We start from the raw sequence: 15,376 nt of genomic DNA, 5'->3' as shown, positions 1-15,376 counted from the left end.
GGACACCGCGTCAGCGTCCGCGGCCGGACCCCGGTGAGGGCCGGCCGCGGAGCCCTCAAGCTGTGCGGGAGGGCTCCAGGCCGACGCCGCTCGTCCGTGTGTGGTCCGCCGCATCGCGAAAGGCGCTCAGCCCCTCCAGGAGCATCGCCCTGGATCGGGGGGACATCTGGTCGATGACCTTGTGGAGCTCAGACTCCCTACGGCTGCGGAGTTCGCGCAGGAACAGCCTGCCGCTCTCACTCAGCCAGAGCCTCAGCTCCCGGCGGCTGTTCGGGCTCGCCGTCCTGTGGATGAAGCCGACCGCCTGCAGGCGGTCGCATAGCCTGCTGGTGGACGGCGGTGTCGAACCCAGGCGTTCGGTCACGTTGCGCAGACTCACACCGTCCTCCTCCTCCAGGACGAAGAGGACCTTGAGCTGTGAGGGGGAGACCGGGGCGGAGGCGACCTCGCGTCCGCGTCCCCAGAGTACTTCCATCAGTTCTGTGACGGAGGAGGCGGCCCGGACGGCCTCCACCGTGTTCTCCCGCGAATCAGTATCCACTGCCCACTCTCACAAATCGCGTCTGTGAGTCACTCCTGGCCGTGATCGGCGATCAGGTATCCCCATGACGATAACGGAACCGGCACCCGCCGTCCGCCGACCGTGCCCGTGACGGTCCGCGGGCGCCCGGCGTCCCCCACAGAGAACCCAGGTCCACCACAGTGAACAGATCCGAGGCCGTCGCGCGCTCTCTGCGCGAAACCGAGCCGCACCGGCTCCTGGCCGTTCTGCGCGCCTCCCTCGCCGAGCACTACGGTGCGGTATCCACCGAGCTCCTCCTCGCAGACTACGGGCTCACGGTGCTCTGCCACGTCACCGATTCCGACAGGGAGAGGGTCGGTCGCTTCTCCGTGTTCAACAGTGTCGTGGGGCGGGTCTTCGGGTCCCAGGAGCCCTTCGTCGAGAGGCGTTCGGCCCCCGGCGTCGTGGCCGTCCACGTTCCGGTGACCGTGCGCGGCGACCGCCTGGGCGTCCTGACCGTCGAGACCGAGGACGCGGAGCGGGCACAGGCCGACCTCCACGAGCTCAGGTGGATCGCGGACATCCTCGGCCACGCGCTCCTGGTGGCCGAACGGGACACGGACATCTACCGCGTCCTGCGACGCAGCGACCGCCTGACCCTGGCGGCGGAGATGCAGTGGGACCTGCTCCCGGGACGGGCCTACGAGTGCCCCGAGTACAGCATCGGGGCCCAGCTCGAACCCGCCTACGCCGTCCACGGCGACAACTTCGACTGGGCGGCGGGCACCGACCGCCTCGTCCTCGCCGTCACCAACGGGATGGGCGAGGGGGTCGAGGCCTCGCTCCTCACCAGTCTGGCGGTCAACGCCCTGCGCAACGCCCGCAGGGGAGGGGTGGCCCTGGCCGACCAGATCGCCCTCGCGGACAAGGCCGTCTACGCCCTGCACGGCGGAGAACGCTACCTGGACGTCCTCCTGCTCGGCTTCGACCTGGAGACGGGGCGGGTGGAGGTGGTCGACGCGGGCTCCCCCCGCCTCTACATCCTGCGTGGGGGCCGTGTCTTCCAGTTGCCCTTCGAGGCCCAGCTCCCCGTCGGGATGGCCGAGGACAGCGTGTACGACACACAGGACTTCGACGTCGAGCCCGGGGACCGGCTGGTCTTCGTCAGCGACGGGGTGTTCGACTCCAGGACGGGCCTCGGCGAATCGTTCGGGGAGAGGGCTCTGGCCCGCGCGATCCTGGCCACCAGGTTGCTGCCCGCTGCCTCCGTGCCCCAGGAGGTTCTGCGCCACCTCTCCGCGTACCAGGAGGGCGACGAGATGTTCGACGATGCCCTGGTCGTCTGCCTCGACTGGCGCGGCAGGGCGTAGCGCCGCAGTGGCGCCGCGCACGGGGCACGCGGCCGCCGGGCCCGGCCAGGGGCGGCGGACAGTACTCTCTGTCTGGTAGACAATTGTCGTGCGGCAAATGATGCTTTCGCGCCACCGCACGGGTGGCGCACACGGCGCCAGGGAGAAGACATGAGCGATGGCCCGCCCGATCACCCGACCAGGCCCGGGAGCCAGGAAGTCCTGGGTATCCTGCGGCGCCGGCGCGAACAGATCGCGCAACGGTGGGCGGACCTGCCCCTGTTCCTCGCCGTGTTCACGGTCACCCGTGACGAGGCGGTGGAGGCGTGCCATGCGGTCGTCGACTCCCTGGCCGACGTCGTGGAGAGCGGGCGCGTCGACGACCTGGAGGCCCCGGGCTTCCATCCCGTCCGCGAGCAGCTCGTCTCCATGACCGCCTCACGCTCCAGGTCCGGCCTGTCCATCGGCCAGGTCGACCGGGAGGTCGGCGCGCTGCGCGACGCCGCCCTCGAACTCCTGCGGGCCGAGGCCGCCGACCTCGACGCGGAGGACGCCGCCGACGCCCGCGTGTACATGGTCACGCTCCTCGCCACCCTCCGGGTCGTGGTCATCGAGACCATGCTCCAGGAGAACCAGGAGATCGTGGCCCGGCAGCGCCAGCAGTTGCTGGAGATGGCGACGCCGGTCATCAAACTCTGGGACCGGCTCGTCGCGGTGCCGCTCATCGGCATGCTCGACAGCGCGCGCAGCCAGGTGGTGATGGAGAACCTCCTGGAGGCCATCGTCGAGCACAACGCCACCGTGGCGATCCTGGACATCACGGGTGTGCCGACGGTCGACTCACTCGTCGCCCAGCACCTGATGAAGACCGTGGCCTCCGCCCGCCTCATGGGCGCCGAGTGCGTGATCTCCGGTATCCGCCCCGCGATCGCCCAGACCATTGTCCAGCTCGGGCTCGACCTCGGTCCCGTCACCACGAGGGCCACCCTCGCGGACGCCCTCCAGTGGGCGCTCGAACGCGACCGGCACGGTGCGCCCGCGGCCCCCGGGACCCGGCTGAGCACACATGGGACGGGTGCGTGACAGGTACATCTCCCATCCCCGTACTCGACCTGGGCGGACTACTGCTCGTCAGCATCCAGGGCGAGCTCGCGGACAGCGCCGCCGCAGCCCTCCGGACCGACGTCACCGCCGCCGTCGCCCGCACGGGCTCGCGCGGCCTCATCATCGACATCAGCTCACTCGAGATCGTCGACTCGTTCCTCGCCCGCGTGCTCGCCGAGGTCGCCCTGGCCTCACGCCTGCTCGCCGCGCGGACCGTTCTGGTCGGTATGCGACCGGCGGTGGCGATCACCCTGGTCGAACTCGGTCTGACACTGGAGGGCATGACGACCGCGCGGACGGTCACTGACGCGGCCGCCGGCTTCGGGGTGGTCATCGTGGAGACCGACGCGGCGAAGCAGGGCGGCACATGATCCAGGTCACCGAGGAACCGCTGTACGTGCCGATCCGCAACGACACCGACTTGACAGCCGTGCGCCAGCACGTACGCGCCGCCGCACAACGGCTCGGATTCGGCCTGGTACAGCAGACGAAGGTCGTGACCGCGGCCAGCGAGCTGGCCCGCAACACCCTCCTGCACGGAGGCGGCGGAGCAGCCGAGATCCGTGTCCTGCACGGGGAGTCCGGCCCGGGCCTGTCCGTCAGCTTCACGGACTCCGGGCCCGGCATTCCCGACGTGGGTCTGGCCCTGACGGACGGCTACTCCACGGCCGGCGGTCTGGGCATGGGGCTGAGCGGCTCCAAGCGGCTCGTCCAGGACTTCGACATCGACAGCAGCGCCGAGCGGGGGACCAAGGTCACGATCACCTCCTGGAGCGACCCGTTCGCCGCGCCCCGGGGCCTGCGGTGACCAGGGTCTGGGAGCTCGCGGTCACCGACGCCACGCGCGTGCCCGATGCGGCCCGGGCGGCCACCGCCGCCGCGCGCAGTGTCGGGCTCGGGGTCTCCCGCACGGCCGCGGCGGCGCTCACGGCCACCGAACTGGCCACCAACATGCACCGGTACGCCGGAGGCGGGCGGTTCGTGGTGGAGGTGGCGCAGGAGCCCTGGGGAGGGGCCAGGGCGGTGCAGATGCTCGCCGTGGACCACGGTCCGGGCATCACCGACGTGCCCCGCGCGAGGGAGGACGGGGTCTCGTCCGGGAAATCGCTGGGCACCGGCCTGGGGGCCTGTGCCCGGGCGGCGGACTTCTTCGAGATCCACAGCCGCCCCGGTGCGGGGACCGTGGCCGTGGCCCGGTTCGCCCTGCCCGGCGACCGGGCGCTGTTCGACGGCAGGGCCGTCACCGGCGGCATCCACATCCCCCTGGGCGGTTACCGGAACTCCGGGGACGCCCTCGCCTTCCGGAGCGGTTCCGGCCACCGCACGGTCATGCTCGCCGACGGACTCGGCCACGGCGACGCGGCGGCGCAGGCCTCGGACCTGGCGGCCCGCTTCGTCCGGGCCAACGGGGGAGAGGACCCCGCGACGCTGATGCGCGGACTCCACGAGGCGCTGCGGCGCACCCGGGGCGCGGCCGTGGCCCTCGCCGACTTCGACGAGTCCGGGCACCGGGTCACGTTCTGCGGTGTGGGCAACGTCGGTGCCCGCCTGTACCGCGAAGGACGGTGGGACGCCCTGCTCTCCAGACCGGGCATCGTCGGCGCCTTCGCGATGCGCACACCGGCGCCCGTCGTGCGCGGCTGGGGGCCCGGGGACATGCTCGTGCTGTACAGCGACGGGCTGCCGAGCCGCTGGGGTCCGGAGGGCGTCGAGCGCCTGCGGGGACACGACGCCGCGGTCGTCGCAGGGACGGTGTTCCGGGACGCGAGCAGCGCGGCCCGCCCGCTGAGGGACGACACCACTGTCGCGGTCGTCACGCACACCTCGCCCGCCGACGGAGGGGGACCATGAGAGAACCACTGCTCCGTTGCCGGGTCTGCTCCGTGGTGGACGTGGCGTTGGCACGTGCCGCCCTGGCGCTGGTGCTCGAACCCGCGGACGTGTCGGACGAGGAGGCTCTCCAGTTCCTGGGGGGCGTCGCGGCCTGGGCGCTGGGGGAAATCGGGAGGCGCGGCGAGGCCGGGGTGGTGGCCGAACGCTCCGAGGACGGGACCGCTCTGAGGGCCACCGTCGCCGACGGCTCCGGTGCGGTCCTGTGGTCCGCCGTGATCGAGAGCCCCGGGCCGTGGGCCCCGGTGGGGGCCGCGCCTGCGGGCAGCGAGGTCGAGACCCTGGCCGCCGAGCTCCTGCGCACCTCCGGCCGGGCCGGGTCCATTGCCGCGCTGGCGGTGGAGCGCTCACGGGAATTGGCGTGGCACCAGCGCGAACTGGAGGACACCAACCAGGGCGTCCTCGCCCTCCACGCCGGGCTCGCCGAGGCGAGCGACGAGCAGCAGCGCCTCCTCATGGCCGAGCGAGAGGCCCGGGACGAGGCGGAGACGGCCAGGAACCGGTTGACGTTCCTCTCCGCGGCCGGCGCCCGGCTCATGACGTCGCTGACGCGCGCGGAGATCCTCGCCACGCTCGACGGCCTTCTCGTCCCCCGCTACGCCCACGGCGTCCACGTGTGGCTCTGCGGTGAGGACGGGAACCTCGGTGAGGCGGACACGCCCGTCTCGCGGACCGCGCTCGTGGCCTGGACCCGCCGACAGCCCGTGGACGAGCTGGCCGAGAGGGGGGAGCTCGGGCTCCCGCTCATGGCGGGCCCGGAACTGCTCGGTGTCATGGCGCTGTCGCGAAGGGAACCGGTCTCCTCCGACGACGGGGTGGTGCTCGTCGAGCTCTCCCGGAGGGTGGCGGCCTCCCTGGACAACGCCCGCCGCTTCGAGCGGGAGCGCGACACCGCCACCGCCCTCCAGCGGGCGATGCTCACCGAACTCCCCGACACACCCGGGACGGGCCTGATCGCCCGCTACCTGCCCGCGACCAGGGGCATGAACGTGGGCGGCGACTGGTACGACGTCTTCCCGAGGGCTGACGGCGAGTTCATCGGGGTGGTGGGGGACGTGACCGGCCACGGTATCCACGCCGCGGTCATGATGGGCCAGCTGCGGACGGCCCTGCGGGCCTACGCGCTGGAGGAGCGCAGCCCGGCCGTTCTGCTGGGGCGCCTCCACCGGTTCCTCGACCACCTGGAACCGGACCTCTTCGCCACAGCGGTCATCGTCCGCTTCCGGCCGGGGGACCCCGCGGTGGTGATGGCCGGCGCCGGCCATCCGTCCCCGCTGCTGCGCGACCGCACCGGCGCGGTGCACACCGTGGAACTGCGCTCGGGAGGGATGCTCGGACTTCCCACCGACCTCACCTTCACCGACCACACCGTCGAGCTGCCCCCGGGTTCGGCGCTGCTGCTGTACACCGACGGCCTGGTGGAGCGGAGGGGAGAGCTGATCGACGACGGCATCGGCCGCCTCGCGGAGAGCTTCGGCGGTTCGTCCCACTGGCTGAGTGCTCCGCAGACGGGGGCCGACGAGCTGCTGGACACCATGCTGGACCACGAGGACTGCGACGACGACGTGTGCCTTCTCGTCTTCCTCGCAGCGGACACGGACGCGGAGGCGGTTCCGGGCGGTCCGGCACGCTGACCGGCCCGGGACCACCGGCGGCTGCCCCGGCGACGCGCGGATCAGATCTCGGTGACGGCTTCCTCGAAGTCCAGGCGGGGGAGGCGGTCGAACCAGGCGTCGGGGCCGGGGCGTCCGACGTTCATGACGACCAGGGGCCGGAGCGCGGACTCCTCGCCGAAGAACTCCCGGCGCACTCCCTCGGCGTCGAACCCGGTCATGGGCCCGGCGGCCAGCCCCGCGGCGCGGACCCCGACGATCAGGTACGCGACCTGGAGGAGCGCGTTCTGGGTGGCCATGGTCTCGCGGGCTCCGGCGGGCATCCCGGCGAAGTTGTCACGGGCGTCCGGGCTCACGGGGAACGTCTTGGGGAAGTGCTCGTGGAAGTCGGTGTCCGCCGACAGGATCAGCGCGAGCGGAGCCGACGAGGTCTTCGGGGCGTTGTTGCCCGCCATGTGCGGGACGAGGCGCGCACGCGCCTCCGGCGAGCGCACGACGGTGACCCGGAGCGGCTGGTTGTTCATGGCGGTCGGCCCGTACTTGACGAGGTCGTGGATCGCGCGCACCTGGTCCTCGGTCACCGGCTCGTCGGTGTAGGAGTTGGCGGTGCGGGCGTCGCGGAACAGGAGGTCCTGTGCGACCTTGTCGAGAACCAGCGTCTCACTCATGTCCTACCTCGATTGTGCTCGTGATCAGGGAGAATGCCGAAGACCGCTCCGGCACGAGCAACAACCTAGTTGACCAGGAAGATATTTCTCAGGACTGGTAAGTGTGACTTCCTTCATGGACCCGCGCGCGCTGGGCCCCTCTTTGGAGGGGGACGACGGGGAGCGGGCCGGTCGCCTCGTCGACCCACGCCTCCAGCCGCTTCACGAACACCCGTGCCTGGACCGGCCAGTGGTAGGACGCCTGCGCGATCTCGTGCCCCGTGCGGGCCAGCCGCTCGCGCAGCTCCTCGTCGCGCCGCAGCAGCAGCACCGCCTCCGCGGCGGCCCTCACGTCCCCGAACGGGACGACCAGCCCGGCCGGGCCCTCAGGGCGCCCCGTCACCAGACCCTCCGCCATCGGGTTCGCCGTCGTCACGACGGGCAGGCCGTGGGCCATGTACTCCACGACCTTGGTCGGCATCGAATGCCGGTAGTTCGGGGTGTCGTGCAGCAGGCTGACCCCGGCCATGGCACCCGCGCACATGCGCAGCGCCCGGTCGTTGGGCACGAATCCGTACCAGTGCAGGACGTCCTCCTGCTGTGCTTCGCGCAGGAGCGGCCGCACACCGACGTCGGCGCCGCCGATGACCTCCAGCCGCACCCCGTGCGGGCGGAGCATCCGGCCGAGTTCGACCAGTTCACGGGCGCCGCGGGCCATCGAGACGTGGCCGAGGTAGACCACCCGGTCGTCCCCGGGCGCACGCAGCGGGACCTCCGGGACCTCGGTCGTGTTGGGCACCACCGGGTGGTCGCACCGGAAGCGGGAGCGGTACCCCTCCTCGGCCAGCAGCAGCCGCATGCGGCGCTCCGCCCGCCGCTCGAAGGACCGCACCACCGCGCCCAGGGGCCGCCGCAACGGCTTGGGCACCCACGGCTTCGTGAGCAGGGCGGCGGCCGTGTCCTCGTGCACGTCCCACACCGTCACCGGCCGGTTCGCGGGCAGCGCCAGCAGTAGTTCGGGATCGTGGAAGAGCAGCAGGTCGGCCTTGGGCGCGTGCTCGGCGAGCACCGCCCTGGCCGCGCGCAGCGAGGACAGGCGTTCGCGGCCCGAGGCGCGCGGCACGTCCACCGAGCGCACGTCGGCCCACGGGGTCACGCCGCACTCCCGGAACGGGGCCACGTAGGTCACCGTGTGTCCAGCGTCCAGCAGGGCGCGGATCTGCCTGTGCAGAATCCGAGCGTCCTCCGGGTGGTGCACAACCGTGGCCACAAGTGCGTGCATCGAGTTCACCTACCTGTGTCACCGAATGGGGCCATCTACGAAGATGATCCGCTTTGGGATGGCGGTACGAGCTTTGAGACACGGTATTCACCTGCGGAAACATGCCGAGAAAAGCCCGGTGGCCAGGCGGGGTGTATCGGGTGAATCCTGCCCCAGTGCCGTGTGAACAAGAGAAGGCACGCCGATGGACACCATGGGTGTCCGCGTCGGCGTGCCGGTCAGGGGCCCGTGCGGGCCGGGAGCGGTTCGGGCGTCCCGGCCGTGTCCGGGTCAGCTCACAGGACCTGGATCCCCTCACGTCTGGGGTGGCGCCGCGTCTGGGCGGGCACGGCCGCGCCCTCGGCGTCGGGGTCCGGGCGGCGCAGCACGCCCCGGGTGTCCAGGAGCAGTCGCGCGTACTCCTCCAGCCGCTTGGGCCGGTACTCGCTGTGGTCGGTGAGCAGGATCGTCAGGTCGGCCTCGGCGAGGGCCTGGTCCAGGTCGGTGGACCGGGGCACGTCCACCCCGTCCACCTGCCACGACTCCACGTGCGGGTCGTGGTAGGTGAGGGTGGCGCCCTTGGCCGCCAGCTTGCGCGCCACCGGACGGGCCGGCGACTCGCGCTGGTCGGCGATGTCGGCCTTGTAGGTGACGCCCAGAAGCAGCACCTTGGACCGCGACAGCGCGAGACCCGACTCGTTGAGCAGTTCCTGGGCCCGCTGGATGACGTAGGACGGCATCCGGCTGTTGATCTCCTGCGCCAGCTCGACGAAGCGGAACGGGTAGCCGAGGGTCTTGACCTTGTACGACAGGTAGTTCGGGTCGATCGGGATGCAGTGTCCGCCGACGCCCGGCCCCGGGTAGAACGCCTGGAACCCGAACGGCTTCGTGGCCGCCGCCGCGATCGAGTCCCACAGGTCGACGCCCAGCTCCTGGCAGAAGATGGCCATCTCGTTCACCAGGGCGATGTTGACGTGCCGGTAGGTGTTCTCCAGCAGCTTGGCCATCTCGGCCTCGCGGGTCCCGCGGGTGCGCACCACCGTGCTCACGAAGTTGCCGTAGAAGACGGCAGCGGCCTCGCCGCACTCCTCCGTGAGTCCGCCGACGACCTTGGGCGTGTTGGCCACACCGAAGGTCGGGTTGCCCGGGTCGATGCGCTCGGGCGAGAACGCCAGGTGGAAGTCGGCCCCCGCGACCAGGCCGGACTCCTCCAGCAGCGGCCGCACCACCTCCTCGGTGGTCCCCGGGTAGGTGGTGGACTCCAAGATGACCAGGGTCCCGGGCTGGAGGTGCGCCGCGATCGATCTGGACGCGGAGGTCACCGCGCCGAGGTCGGGGCCGCCCTCGGGCGACAGCGGCGTGGGAACGCAGATGACGATGGTGCGCGCCGCTGCCAGGCAGGCGGGGTCCGTGGTCGCGGTGAACCCGTTCTCCAGCATGCGGCCGACGTCTTCGGACGAGAGGTCGTCGACGTGCGAGACCGCTTCGTTGAGACCGTTGACGACTCGGTCGCTCACGTCGAGGCCGGTGACCTTCAGGCCCGAGGACACGGCCTCGGCCGCCAGCGGCAGACCGACGTAACCGAGTCCGAGGACGACGAGATCGCTGACCGACGCGGCGGACTGATCAGGGACAAGGGCTGGGTTGGAGGCTGCGGCATCCACTTCGTGGTCACACTCGCATTCATTTCGTGAACGGGCGCAAGGTGTCGAGGACCGCCATTACTCAGTTCGCGGGGCGTCTGAGTCTAGGTAAGCGTCGCCTCTGGTCACGGGTTCTGGCCTGGTTCGGACAGTTTCTGAATAAGAACCCGATACGCCTGGTTGTAGCGGTATGCGGCCTCGGCCCACGTGCGGTCGGCACCGACCAGGCTGCGACCTGCGAGGCCGTAGGCGGCTCGCTTTTCATGACTGTAGGCGAGATTTGTCAGGACATCAGCTAGACGTGCCGATTCGCCCGCGGGAATTAACTCTCCAGTCACTCCCGGTTCCACAATCTCTCGCAGCGCGGGAAGATCACTCGCCACAACGGGGAGCCCGCCCGCCATGGCCTCCACGGGTTTCAGGGGCGTCACCACACGGCACACCCGGTCGTCCCGCCGCGGCACCGCGAACACGTCCAGGGCGGCGTGGTGCGCCCGCACCTCCGAGGCGGCCACCCGGCCGGGGAAGTGTGCGGCGCCCTCCAGCCCCAGCGACGCCGCGTGCGCGCGCAGGGAGGGGAGTTCGGGCCCGTCACCGACGATCAGCGCGTGGGCCCGCTCCCCGCGTTCGCGCATCAGCGCCACGGCGTCCAACAGCACGTCCAGGCCCTCGTAGCCGAAGCAGCTCGTGGTGGTCCCCACCACGAACTCCCCGGCCCCGATCCCCAGCCCGTCCCGTACCCCGGCACCCGAAGGCAGCGGTTCCAGGAACGACGTGTCCACCGCGTTGGGCACCACCAGCAGGCGTTCCCGCGCGACCCCGCGCGCCTCGATGTCGGCCCGCATCGCCTCGCCCAGGGTCACCACCAGGTCGGCGCCCAGCATGCACTCCGTCTCGGCGGCGCGCTCGGCCCGGTAGAAGGCGTCGTCCACGCTCCGGGAGGGGTCGCGGGACAGCCACGACTCCTCCAGGAACCCCCGCACCTCGTACACCACCGGCAGGTCGAACCTGCGGCCCAGCTCCAGGGCCAGCCGGGCGTTGTGGTGGTTGCTCGCCGCGTGCAGGACGTCCGGGCGCACGGCCGCCACCAGCTCCGACGCCATCCGTAGGCCCACGGCCAGCTCCTCCGACGGGTCGGCGGGGGCCGTCCAGGGGATCAACCGGTGGTAGGCGATGCCGTCCACCCGCACCAGCGTGCGCGGGTCCCGGACGCCCTTGGTGAGCGGGTACCCCGCGCGGGTGACCACGTGCACGTCCATCCCGGCCTCGCGCTGGGCGACCGCGATCCGGTGGGTGCGCTGCGTGTAGCCGGCGTTGGTGTGCGGCAGCGCGTTCGTCACCAGGTGGAGCACCCTGAGTCCGGCCCCGGGCGCCGACGGGTCGCTCGCGGCACGCCGGCGTTCACCTGCCGGGAGCCCGGGTTCACCCGTTCGCGCCTCCGGTCGCCGAGCGTTCACCGTGTCGTCGGGCCGCGTTCGGGCACCGCGGGTTAACGTGATTCCGTGATGGTCAGCCGACGGGGACGGAGACGTGGGAACAGCACGTCCCGTCGCCAGAGCCGTCCGGTGCTCAGCGGCCTCCCTGGCCGCACCCGGGGGGAGGCGTTCGACCAGTTCACGGGCGGTATCAGCATCACCCGCAGCCAGGCAGGCGGCCACCAGGCGGCCCACCCGGCGGGGCGACGCGCCGTCCGCGGCCCCGAACACCGCCTCGCGGGCGTCCTCACGTCGGCCCTGGTCCCACAGGGCGTAGGCGCGGGCCCGGCCGCCCAAGCGGGTGGCCAGGGAGCGCGCCGCCCGGCGGGGCGGGCCGGGCGCCAGCCGCAGCGCCAGCAGCGGAAGGCGCGCCGGATCGGAGCGCAGATGTCGCCAGGCCAACGACACGGTGAACGTCACCGCCCGCGGCCAGCGGGTGCGCGGGCGGGGAACCTGGGATTCGGGAGTCTGGGTGTCATGCACGGTCAGTCACACAACCATGCGGACGTGACCATGTGGTGACACCACGGCGACACGGACGGGACGGCTCGGGCAAGGAACACCACCGACCGGCGCCGGCACACCGCCCCTTCGGCAACGATGAGAACACCACCCCAACAGAAGGAAACGTGAGAGTCGTGGCAACGAGCGCCCCCCTTGGGAGCCAGGACACCGGGATCGTGCACGTCGTCGGCGCGCGTCCCAACTTCGTCAAGGCCGCGCCCGTCGTCTCCGCCCTTCGCGGGCGCGGAGCCCACCAGGCGGTCGTCCACACCGGGCAGCACTACGACGACCGCATGTCGGCCGTGTTCTTCCGCGACCTCGGCCTGCCCACCCCGGACGTCGACCTTGGCGTCGGCTCCGGGTCGCACGCGGCGCAGACCGCGGCGCTCATGGTGGGTCTGGAGGAGGAGTTCATCCGGCGGGAACCCGGGATGGTGGTCGTGTACGGCGACATCAACTCCACCGTCGCCGCAGCCCTGGTCGCCGCCAAGCTGCACATCCCGGTCGCCCACGTGGAGGCGGGCCTGCGCTCCTTCGACAACACGATGCCGGAGGAGATCAACCGCAGGGTCACCGACCAGCTCAGCGACCTGTGCTTCGCGACCAGCCCCGAGGCCATCGGTCACCTCGCCGCCGAGGGCGTCCCGCCGAACCGCGTCCACCTGGTCGGCAACCCGATGATCGACACCCTCCTGGCCAACCTCGACCGCTTCGACGCCGACGCCCTGCGCGCCCGCCTCGACCTGCCGGAACGCTACGTCGCCGCCACCTTGCACCGGCCCGCGAACGTGGACGACCCCGACAGCGTCGCCCGCCTCACCGCCCGCCTCCACGAGATCGCCGACCTCGTCGACGTGGTCATGCCCGTGCACCCGCGCGGCAAGGCCGCCTTCGACCGAGCCGGCCTCGGCGACCACCCGCGGGTGCGCCTCCTCGAACCCCTCGGCTATCTCGACTTCGTCGCCCTCACCCGCGGAGCCGCCGCCGTCGTCACCGACTCCGGCGGTGTGCAGGAGGAGACCACCATCCTCGGGGTCCCCTGCCTCACCCTGCGCCCCAACACCGAACGGCCGGTCACCATCACCCACGGCACCAACCAGCTCGTCACGGAGGCGGACCTCCTCCCCACCGTCACCAAGGTCCTCCACGGGCAGACGCCCGACAGGCTCGGCGACGACACCCCGCCCCTGTGGGACGGCCGCGCCGGGGAGCGCATCGCGTCCGTCCTCACCCAGTGGTCCAGGTGACGCCGATGCCGTACGCACGACAGCCGAACCCGGTCCCCTCCCCGCGGGAGGGCCGGGAGCGCTCCGCTCCGATCCCGTCCCCGCGACACCACAGGGACGTCCGCCGCGTCGTCCCGGTACCCGCGCAGCGGTCCAGGTGATCCCCCATGGCACACACCCACCCGCCCGCCCCCGTCCCGTCCAGGCGTCCCGCCGGGCCCTCGGTGCGCCTCGCCAAGGGCATCCGCACCCGGCCGGGAACCCGCCGGGAGCAGCACCCGGCTCCGTCGGACACGACACACTCGACGGACGCGGTGGTTTCGCCGATCCGACCAGAACGCAAGGTGGCAGACCGTGAAACGGCGTGAACAGAGCCAGACCGAGCAGCTCAAACAGGCCCTCGCCGAGCGCGATGCCCAGCTCCAGGAGGCGCGCACCCGGCTCGCCGCCGTGGAGGACTCCACCTCCCTCCAGGTGGGGCGTGCGCTCACGGCCGCCGCCAAACAGCCCGGCCGTTCCCTCGTCAAACTCCCGCGCGACCTCTACCGGCTCTGGCGGCGCAGCGGCACCACCCAGCACGTCCAGCGCAGACGTCCCGGCGCGGAACCCGTCCGCTCCTTCGACGCCGACCGCCAGGAGGCCAGACTCCTCAGCGGTATGGCCGGGAGCAGCGAGGACCTGCTGGTCGCCGCCACCGTCGTCGGCCCCGCCATCCAGGACGCCGTCTCCCCCTACCTGCGCTCCGTACCCCTGCGCCCCCACGACGCCCAGATCGTCATGGACGGCGTGGACGTCGACCTGGTCCTGGTCTCCGCCTCGGCAGCCGCCGCGGGATCGCCGTGGGCGCACGTCGGGGACCCGGCAGCCGCCGACCGCACCCGCGCGCTGCACTGGGTCCTGGAGTCCGCGGCCGCGCGCGGCATCCCCACCGTCCTCCTCGACGACGCACCGGCCCCGCCCGCCCTGCGCCAGCTCGGCTTCGACCGCGTCCACCGGGGGGACGCCGGGGTCCCGCTGCACCTGTTCAACCCGGTCGCCGCCGACCTGACGCCCGGCCCGAGGGCCGTGTTCGTCCGGGGCGCACACGAGGACCCCGTCCCCGAGATCCTCACCGAACTCGAAGCGGGAGTCGTGGACGCGGACTCTCCCGGCCTCGCCGACGCCCTGCGCGCCGCCAACGTCGCCGTCGTCCCGGCGTTCCCGACCGAGGACACCCGGTTGCACCGCCGCGCCTGGGCATGCGGCACCGACGTCATCACCCACTCGGCGGTCCCGCACGCGGCCGACCCGCACGCGGAAACGCTCGCGGTCTCGGTGCCGCGCATGCGCGCGGAGCGCGTCACCCCCTCCGCGATGCGGCTCCGACTCCGCAAGGTCTTCCTCCAGGAGGCCACCCCGGTCCGCCTCGCCGAGATCCTGGGTGACCTGGACTTCCCGCCCGGCACGCCCGGGTCGGAGCTCCCGCTCCGCGGCCGCTCCGTCGCCGTCCTCGCCGACCCCGCGGGGGAGTCCGACGCCGAGCTGCTCGCCTCCGACCTGACGGGTGCCGTCCTGCGGCCCACCGAGGTCGTCGTCCCCCTCGCGGCGGCCCGCCTGCCGGGGATCCAGCGTCTGCGCGCCGAGGGCATCACCGTGCGCACCGTGCGCTTCGGCGCCCCGGACACACCGGCGGAGCTCACCCGCAACACGCCCGGCGCGCCGGTGCCGCGTGTCGGAGGGCTCGGCCCGGACCGCTGGGCCGCCCTCGCCGAACGAGCCACCGCGCCCTGGGTCCACCTGTGGACCGGGCCGGTCAGCCGGACCCGGCTCGCCGACCTGGTGTGCGCCGTCGAGTGCTCCGACGCCGACGCCGTCGGTGCCAGTATCGGTGAGGGACACGGGTCCGGCCCCGTGGACCCGCTCGACGGAGCCGGCGAACGGGGTTTCTTCGACCGCCCGGACACGGTGGCACCGCAGTACGTCTTCGTCAGCGAGGTCGTCCCGGAACTGGCCCGCACGCACCTGGTGCGGCGCGGCTGGAACCCGGACGAGTGGAACCGGCGCGGCGCCCGGCTCCTGGCCCTGGGCCCGGACCACGGTCCGGCGGGTCCCGACGCCGACGACGAGGACGCCGTGTACAACTCCACGGACGCCTCCACCGGTGCCGTCGGTTGAACCCCGAC

At 72.2% G+C, this 15,376-nt stretch carries 13 protein-coding genes; 8 read left to right on the top strand and 5 right to left on the bottom strand.

What is annotated here, in order from left to right; translation table 11 throughout:
• Positions 1–55 precede the first annotated feature (55 nt).
• Positions 56–541 carry a MarR family winged helix-turn-helix transcriptional regulator gene (locus ACFWTE_RS10445; RefSeq protein ID WP_378779043.1) on the bottom strand — a complete coding sequence of 162 codons (486 nt, stop codon included), beginning with the start codon at positions 539–541 and terminating at the stop codon, positions 56–58.
• Positions 542–702: 161 nt separating this feature from the next.
• Between ACFWTE_RS10445 and ACFWTE_RS10440 the strand changes: the two genes are divergently transcribed.
• The 6 genes from ACFWTE_RS10440 (at position 703) to ACFWTE_RS10415 (ending at position 6,479) form a co-directional block, all read left to right on the top strand.
• A complete protein-coding gene (locus tag ACFWTE_RS10440; RefSeq protein ID WP_378779042.1) occupies positions 703–1,872 on the top strand; it encodes a PP2C family protein-serine/threonine phosphatase in 1,170 nt (389 codons plus the stop codon).
• A gap of 150 nt (positions 1,873–2,022) precedes the next feature.
• Positions 2,023–2,934 (top strand): STAS domain-containing protein, encoded by a 912-nt coding sequence (locus ACFWTE_RS10435; RefSeq protein WP_378779041.1) that lies wholly within the window; start codon positions 2,023–2,025, stop codon positions 2,932–2,934.
• Positions 2,931–3,326 carry an STAS domain-containing protein gene (locus ACFWTE_RS10430; protein ID WP_378779040.1) on the top strand — a complete coding sequence of 132 codons (396 nt, stop codon included), beginning with the start codon at positions 2,931–2,933 and terminating at the stop codon, positions 3,324–3,326. Before ACFWTE_RS10435 ends, ACFWTE_RS10430 begins: the two co-directional genes overlap by 4 nt.
• Entirely contained in the window at positions 3,323–3,763 is a 441-nt protein-coding gene (locus ACFWTE_RS10425) for an anti-sigma regulatory factor (RefSeq protein ID WP_378779039.1), read from the top strand. Before ACFWTE_RS10430 ends, ACFWTE_RS10425 begins: the two co-directional genes overlap by 4 nt.
• Complete coding sequence (locus ACFWTE_RS10420) at positions 3,760–4,806, top strand: SpoIIE family protein phosphatase (RefSeq protein ID WP_378779038.1); 1,047 nt, start codon at positions 3,760–3,762, stop codon at positions 4,804–4,806. Before ACFWTE_RS10425 ends, ACFWTE_RS10420 begins: the two co-directional genes overlap by 4 nt.
• Complete coding sequence (locus tag ACFWTE_RS10415; protein ID WP_378779037.1) at positions 4,803–6,479, top strand: PP2C family protein-serine/threonine phosphatase; 1,677 nt, start codon at positions 4,803–4,805, stop codon at positions 6,477–6,479. Before ACFWTE_RS10420 ends, ACFWTE_RS10415 begins: the two co-directional genes overlap by 4 nt.
• Before the next feature lie 41 nt (positions 6,480–6,520).
• On the opposite strand, the gene ACFWTE_RS10410 is transcribed toward ACFWTE_RS10415, so the two are convergent.
• The 4 genes from ACFWTE_RS10410 to ACFWTE_RS10395 all read right to left on the bottom strand — a co-directional run bounded on the left by ACFWTE_RS10410 (position 6,521) and on the right by ACFWTE_RS10395 (position 11,886).
• Complete coding sequence (locus ACFWTE_RS10410) at positions 6,521–7,126, bottom strand: malonic semialdehyde reductase (protein ID WP_378779036.1); 606 nt, start codon at positions 7,124–7,126, stop codon at positions 6,521–6,523.
• 88 nt (positions 7,127–7,214) lie between these two features.
• The gene (locus ACFWTE_RS10405) at positions 7,215–8,387 is read right to left on the bottom strand and encodes a glycosyltransferase (RefSeq protein ID WP_378779035.1); all 1,173 of its coding nucleotides are present in this window, start codon (positions 8,385–8,387) and stop codon (positions 7,215–7,217) included.
• 275 nt (positions 8,388–8,662) lie between these two features.
• Positions 8,663–10,030, bottom strand: a complete 1,368-nt coding sequence (locus ACFWTE_RS10400; RefSeq protein ID WP_378779034.1) for a nucleotide sugar dehydrogenase — start codon at positions 10,028–10,030, stop codon at positions 8,663–8,665.
• 104 nt (positions 10,031–10,134) lie between these two features.
• Entirely contained in the window at positions 10,135–11,886 is a 1,752-nt protein-coding gene (locus tag ACFWTE_RS10395; RefSeq protein ID WP_378779033.1) for a glycosyltransferase family 4 protein, read from the bottom strand.
• A gap of 236 nt (positions 11,887–12,122) precedes the next feature.
• Here ACFWTE_RS10395 and wecB point away from each other — a divergent pair, with 236 nt between their 5' ends.
• The gene (gene wecB, locus ACFWTE_RS10390) at positions 12,123–13,235 is read left to right on the top strand and encodes a non-hydrolyzing UDP-N-acetylglucosamine 2-epimerase (protein ID WP_378779032.1); all 1,113 of its coding nucleotides are present in this window, start codon (positions 12,123–12,125) and stop codon (positions 13,233–13,235) included.
• 333 nt (positions 13,236–13,568) lie between these two features.
• A complete protein-coding gene (locus ACFWTE_RS10385; RefSeq protein WP_378779031.1) occupies positions 13,569–15,368 on the top strand; it encodes a hypothetical protein in 1,800 nt (599 codons plus the stop codon).
• The last annotated feature ends 8 nt before the right edge of the window (positions 15,369–15,376 follow it).

Origin of the sequence: Nocardiopsis sp. NPDC058631, from assembly GCF_042716955.1 — a bacterium.
In the GTDB taxonomy this organism is placed as follows: Bacteria; Actinomycetota; Actinomycetes; order Streptosporangiales; family Streptosporangiaceae; genus Nocardiopsis.
Note: the sequence above shows the minus strand (reverse complement) of the source record. Positions and strands in the feature narration are given on the sequence as shown.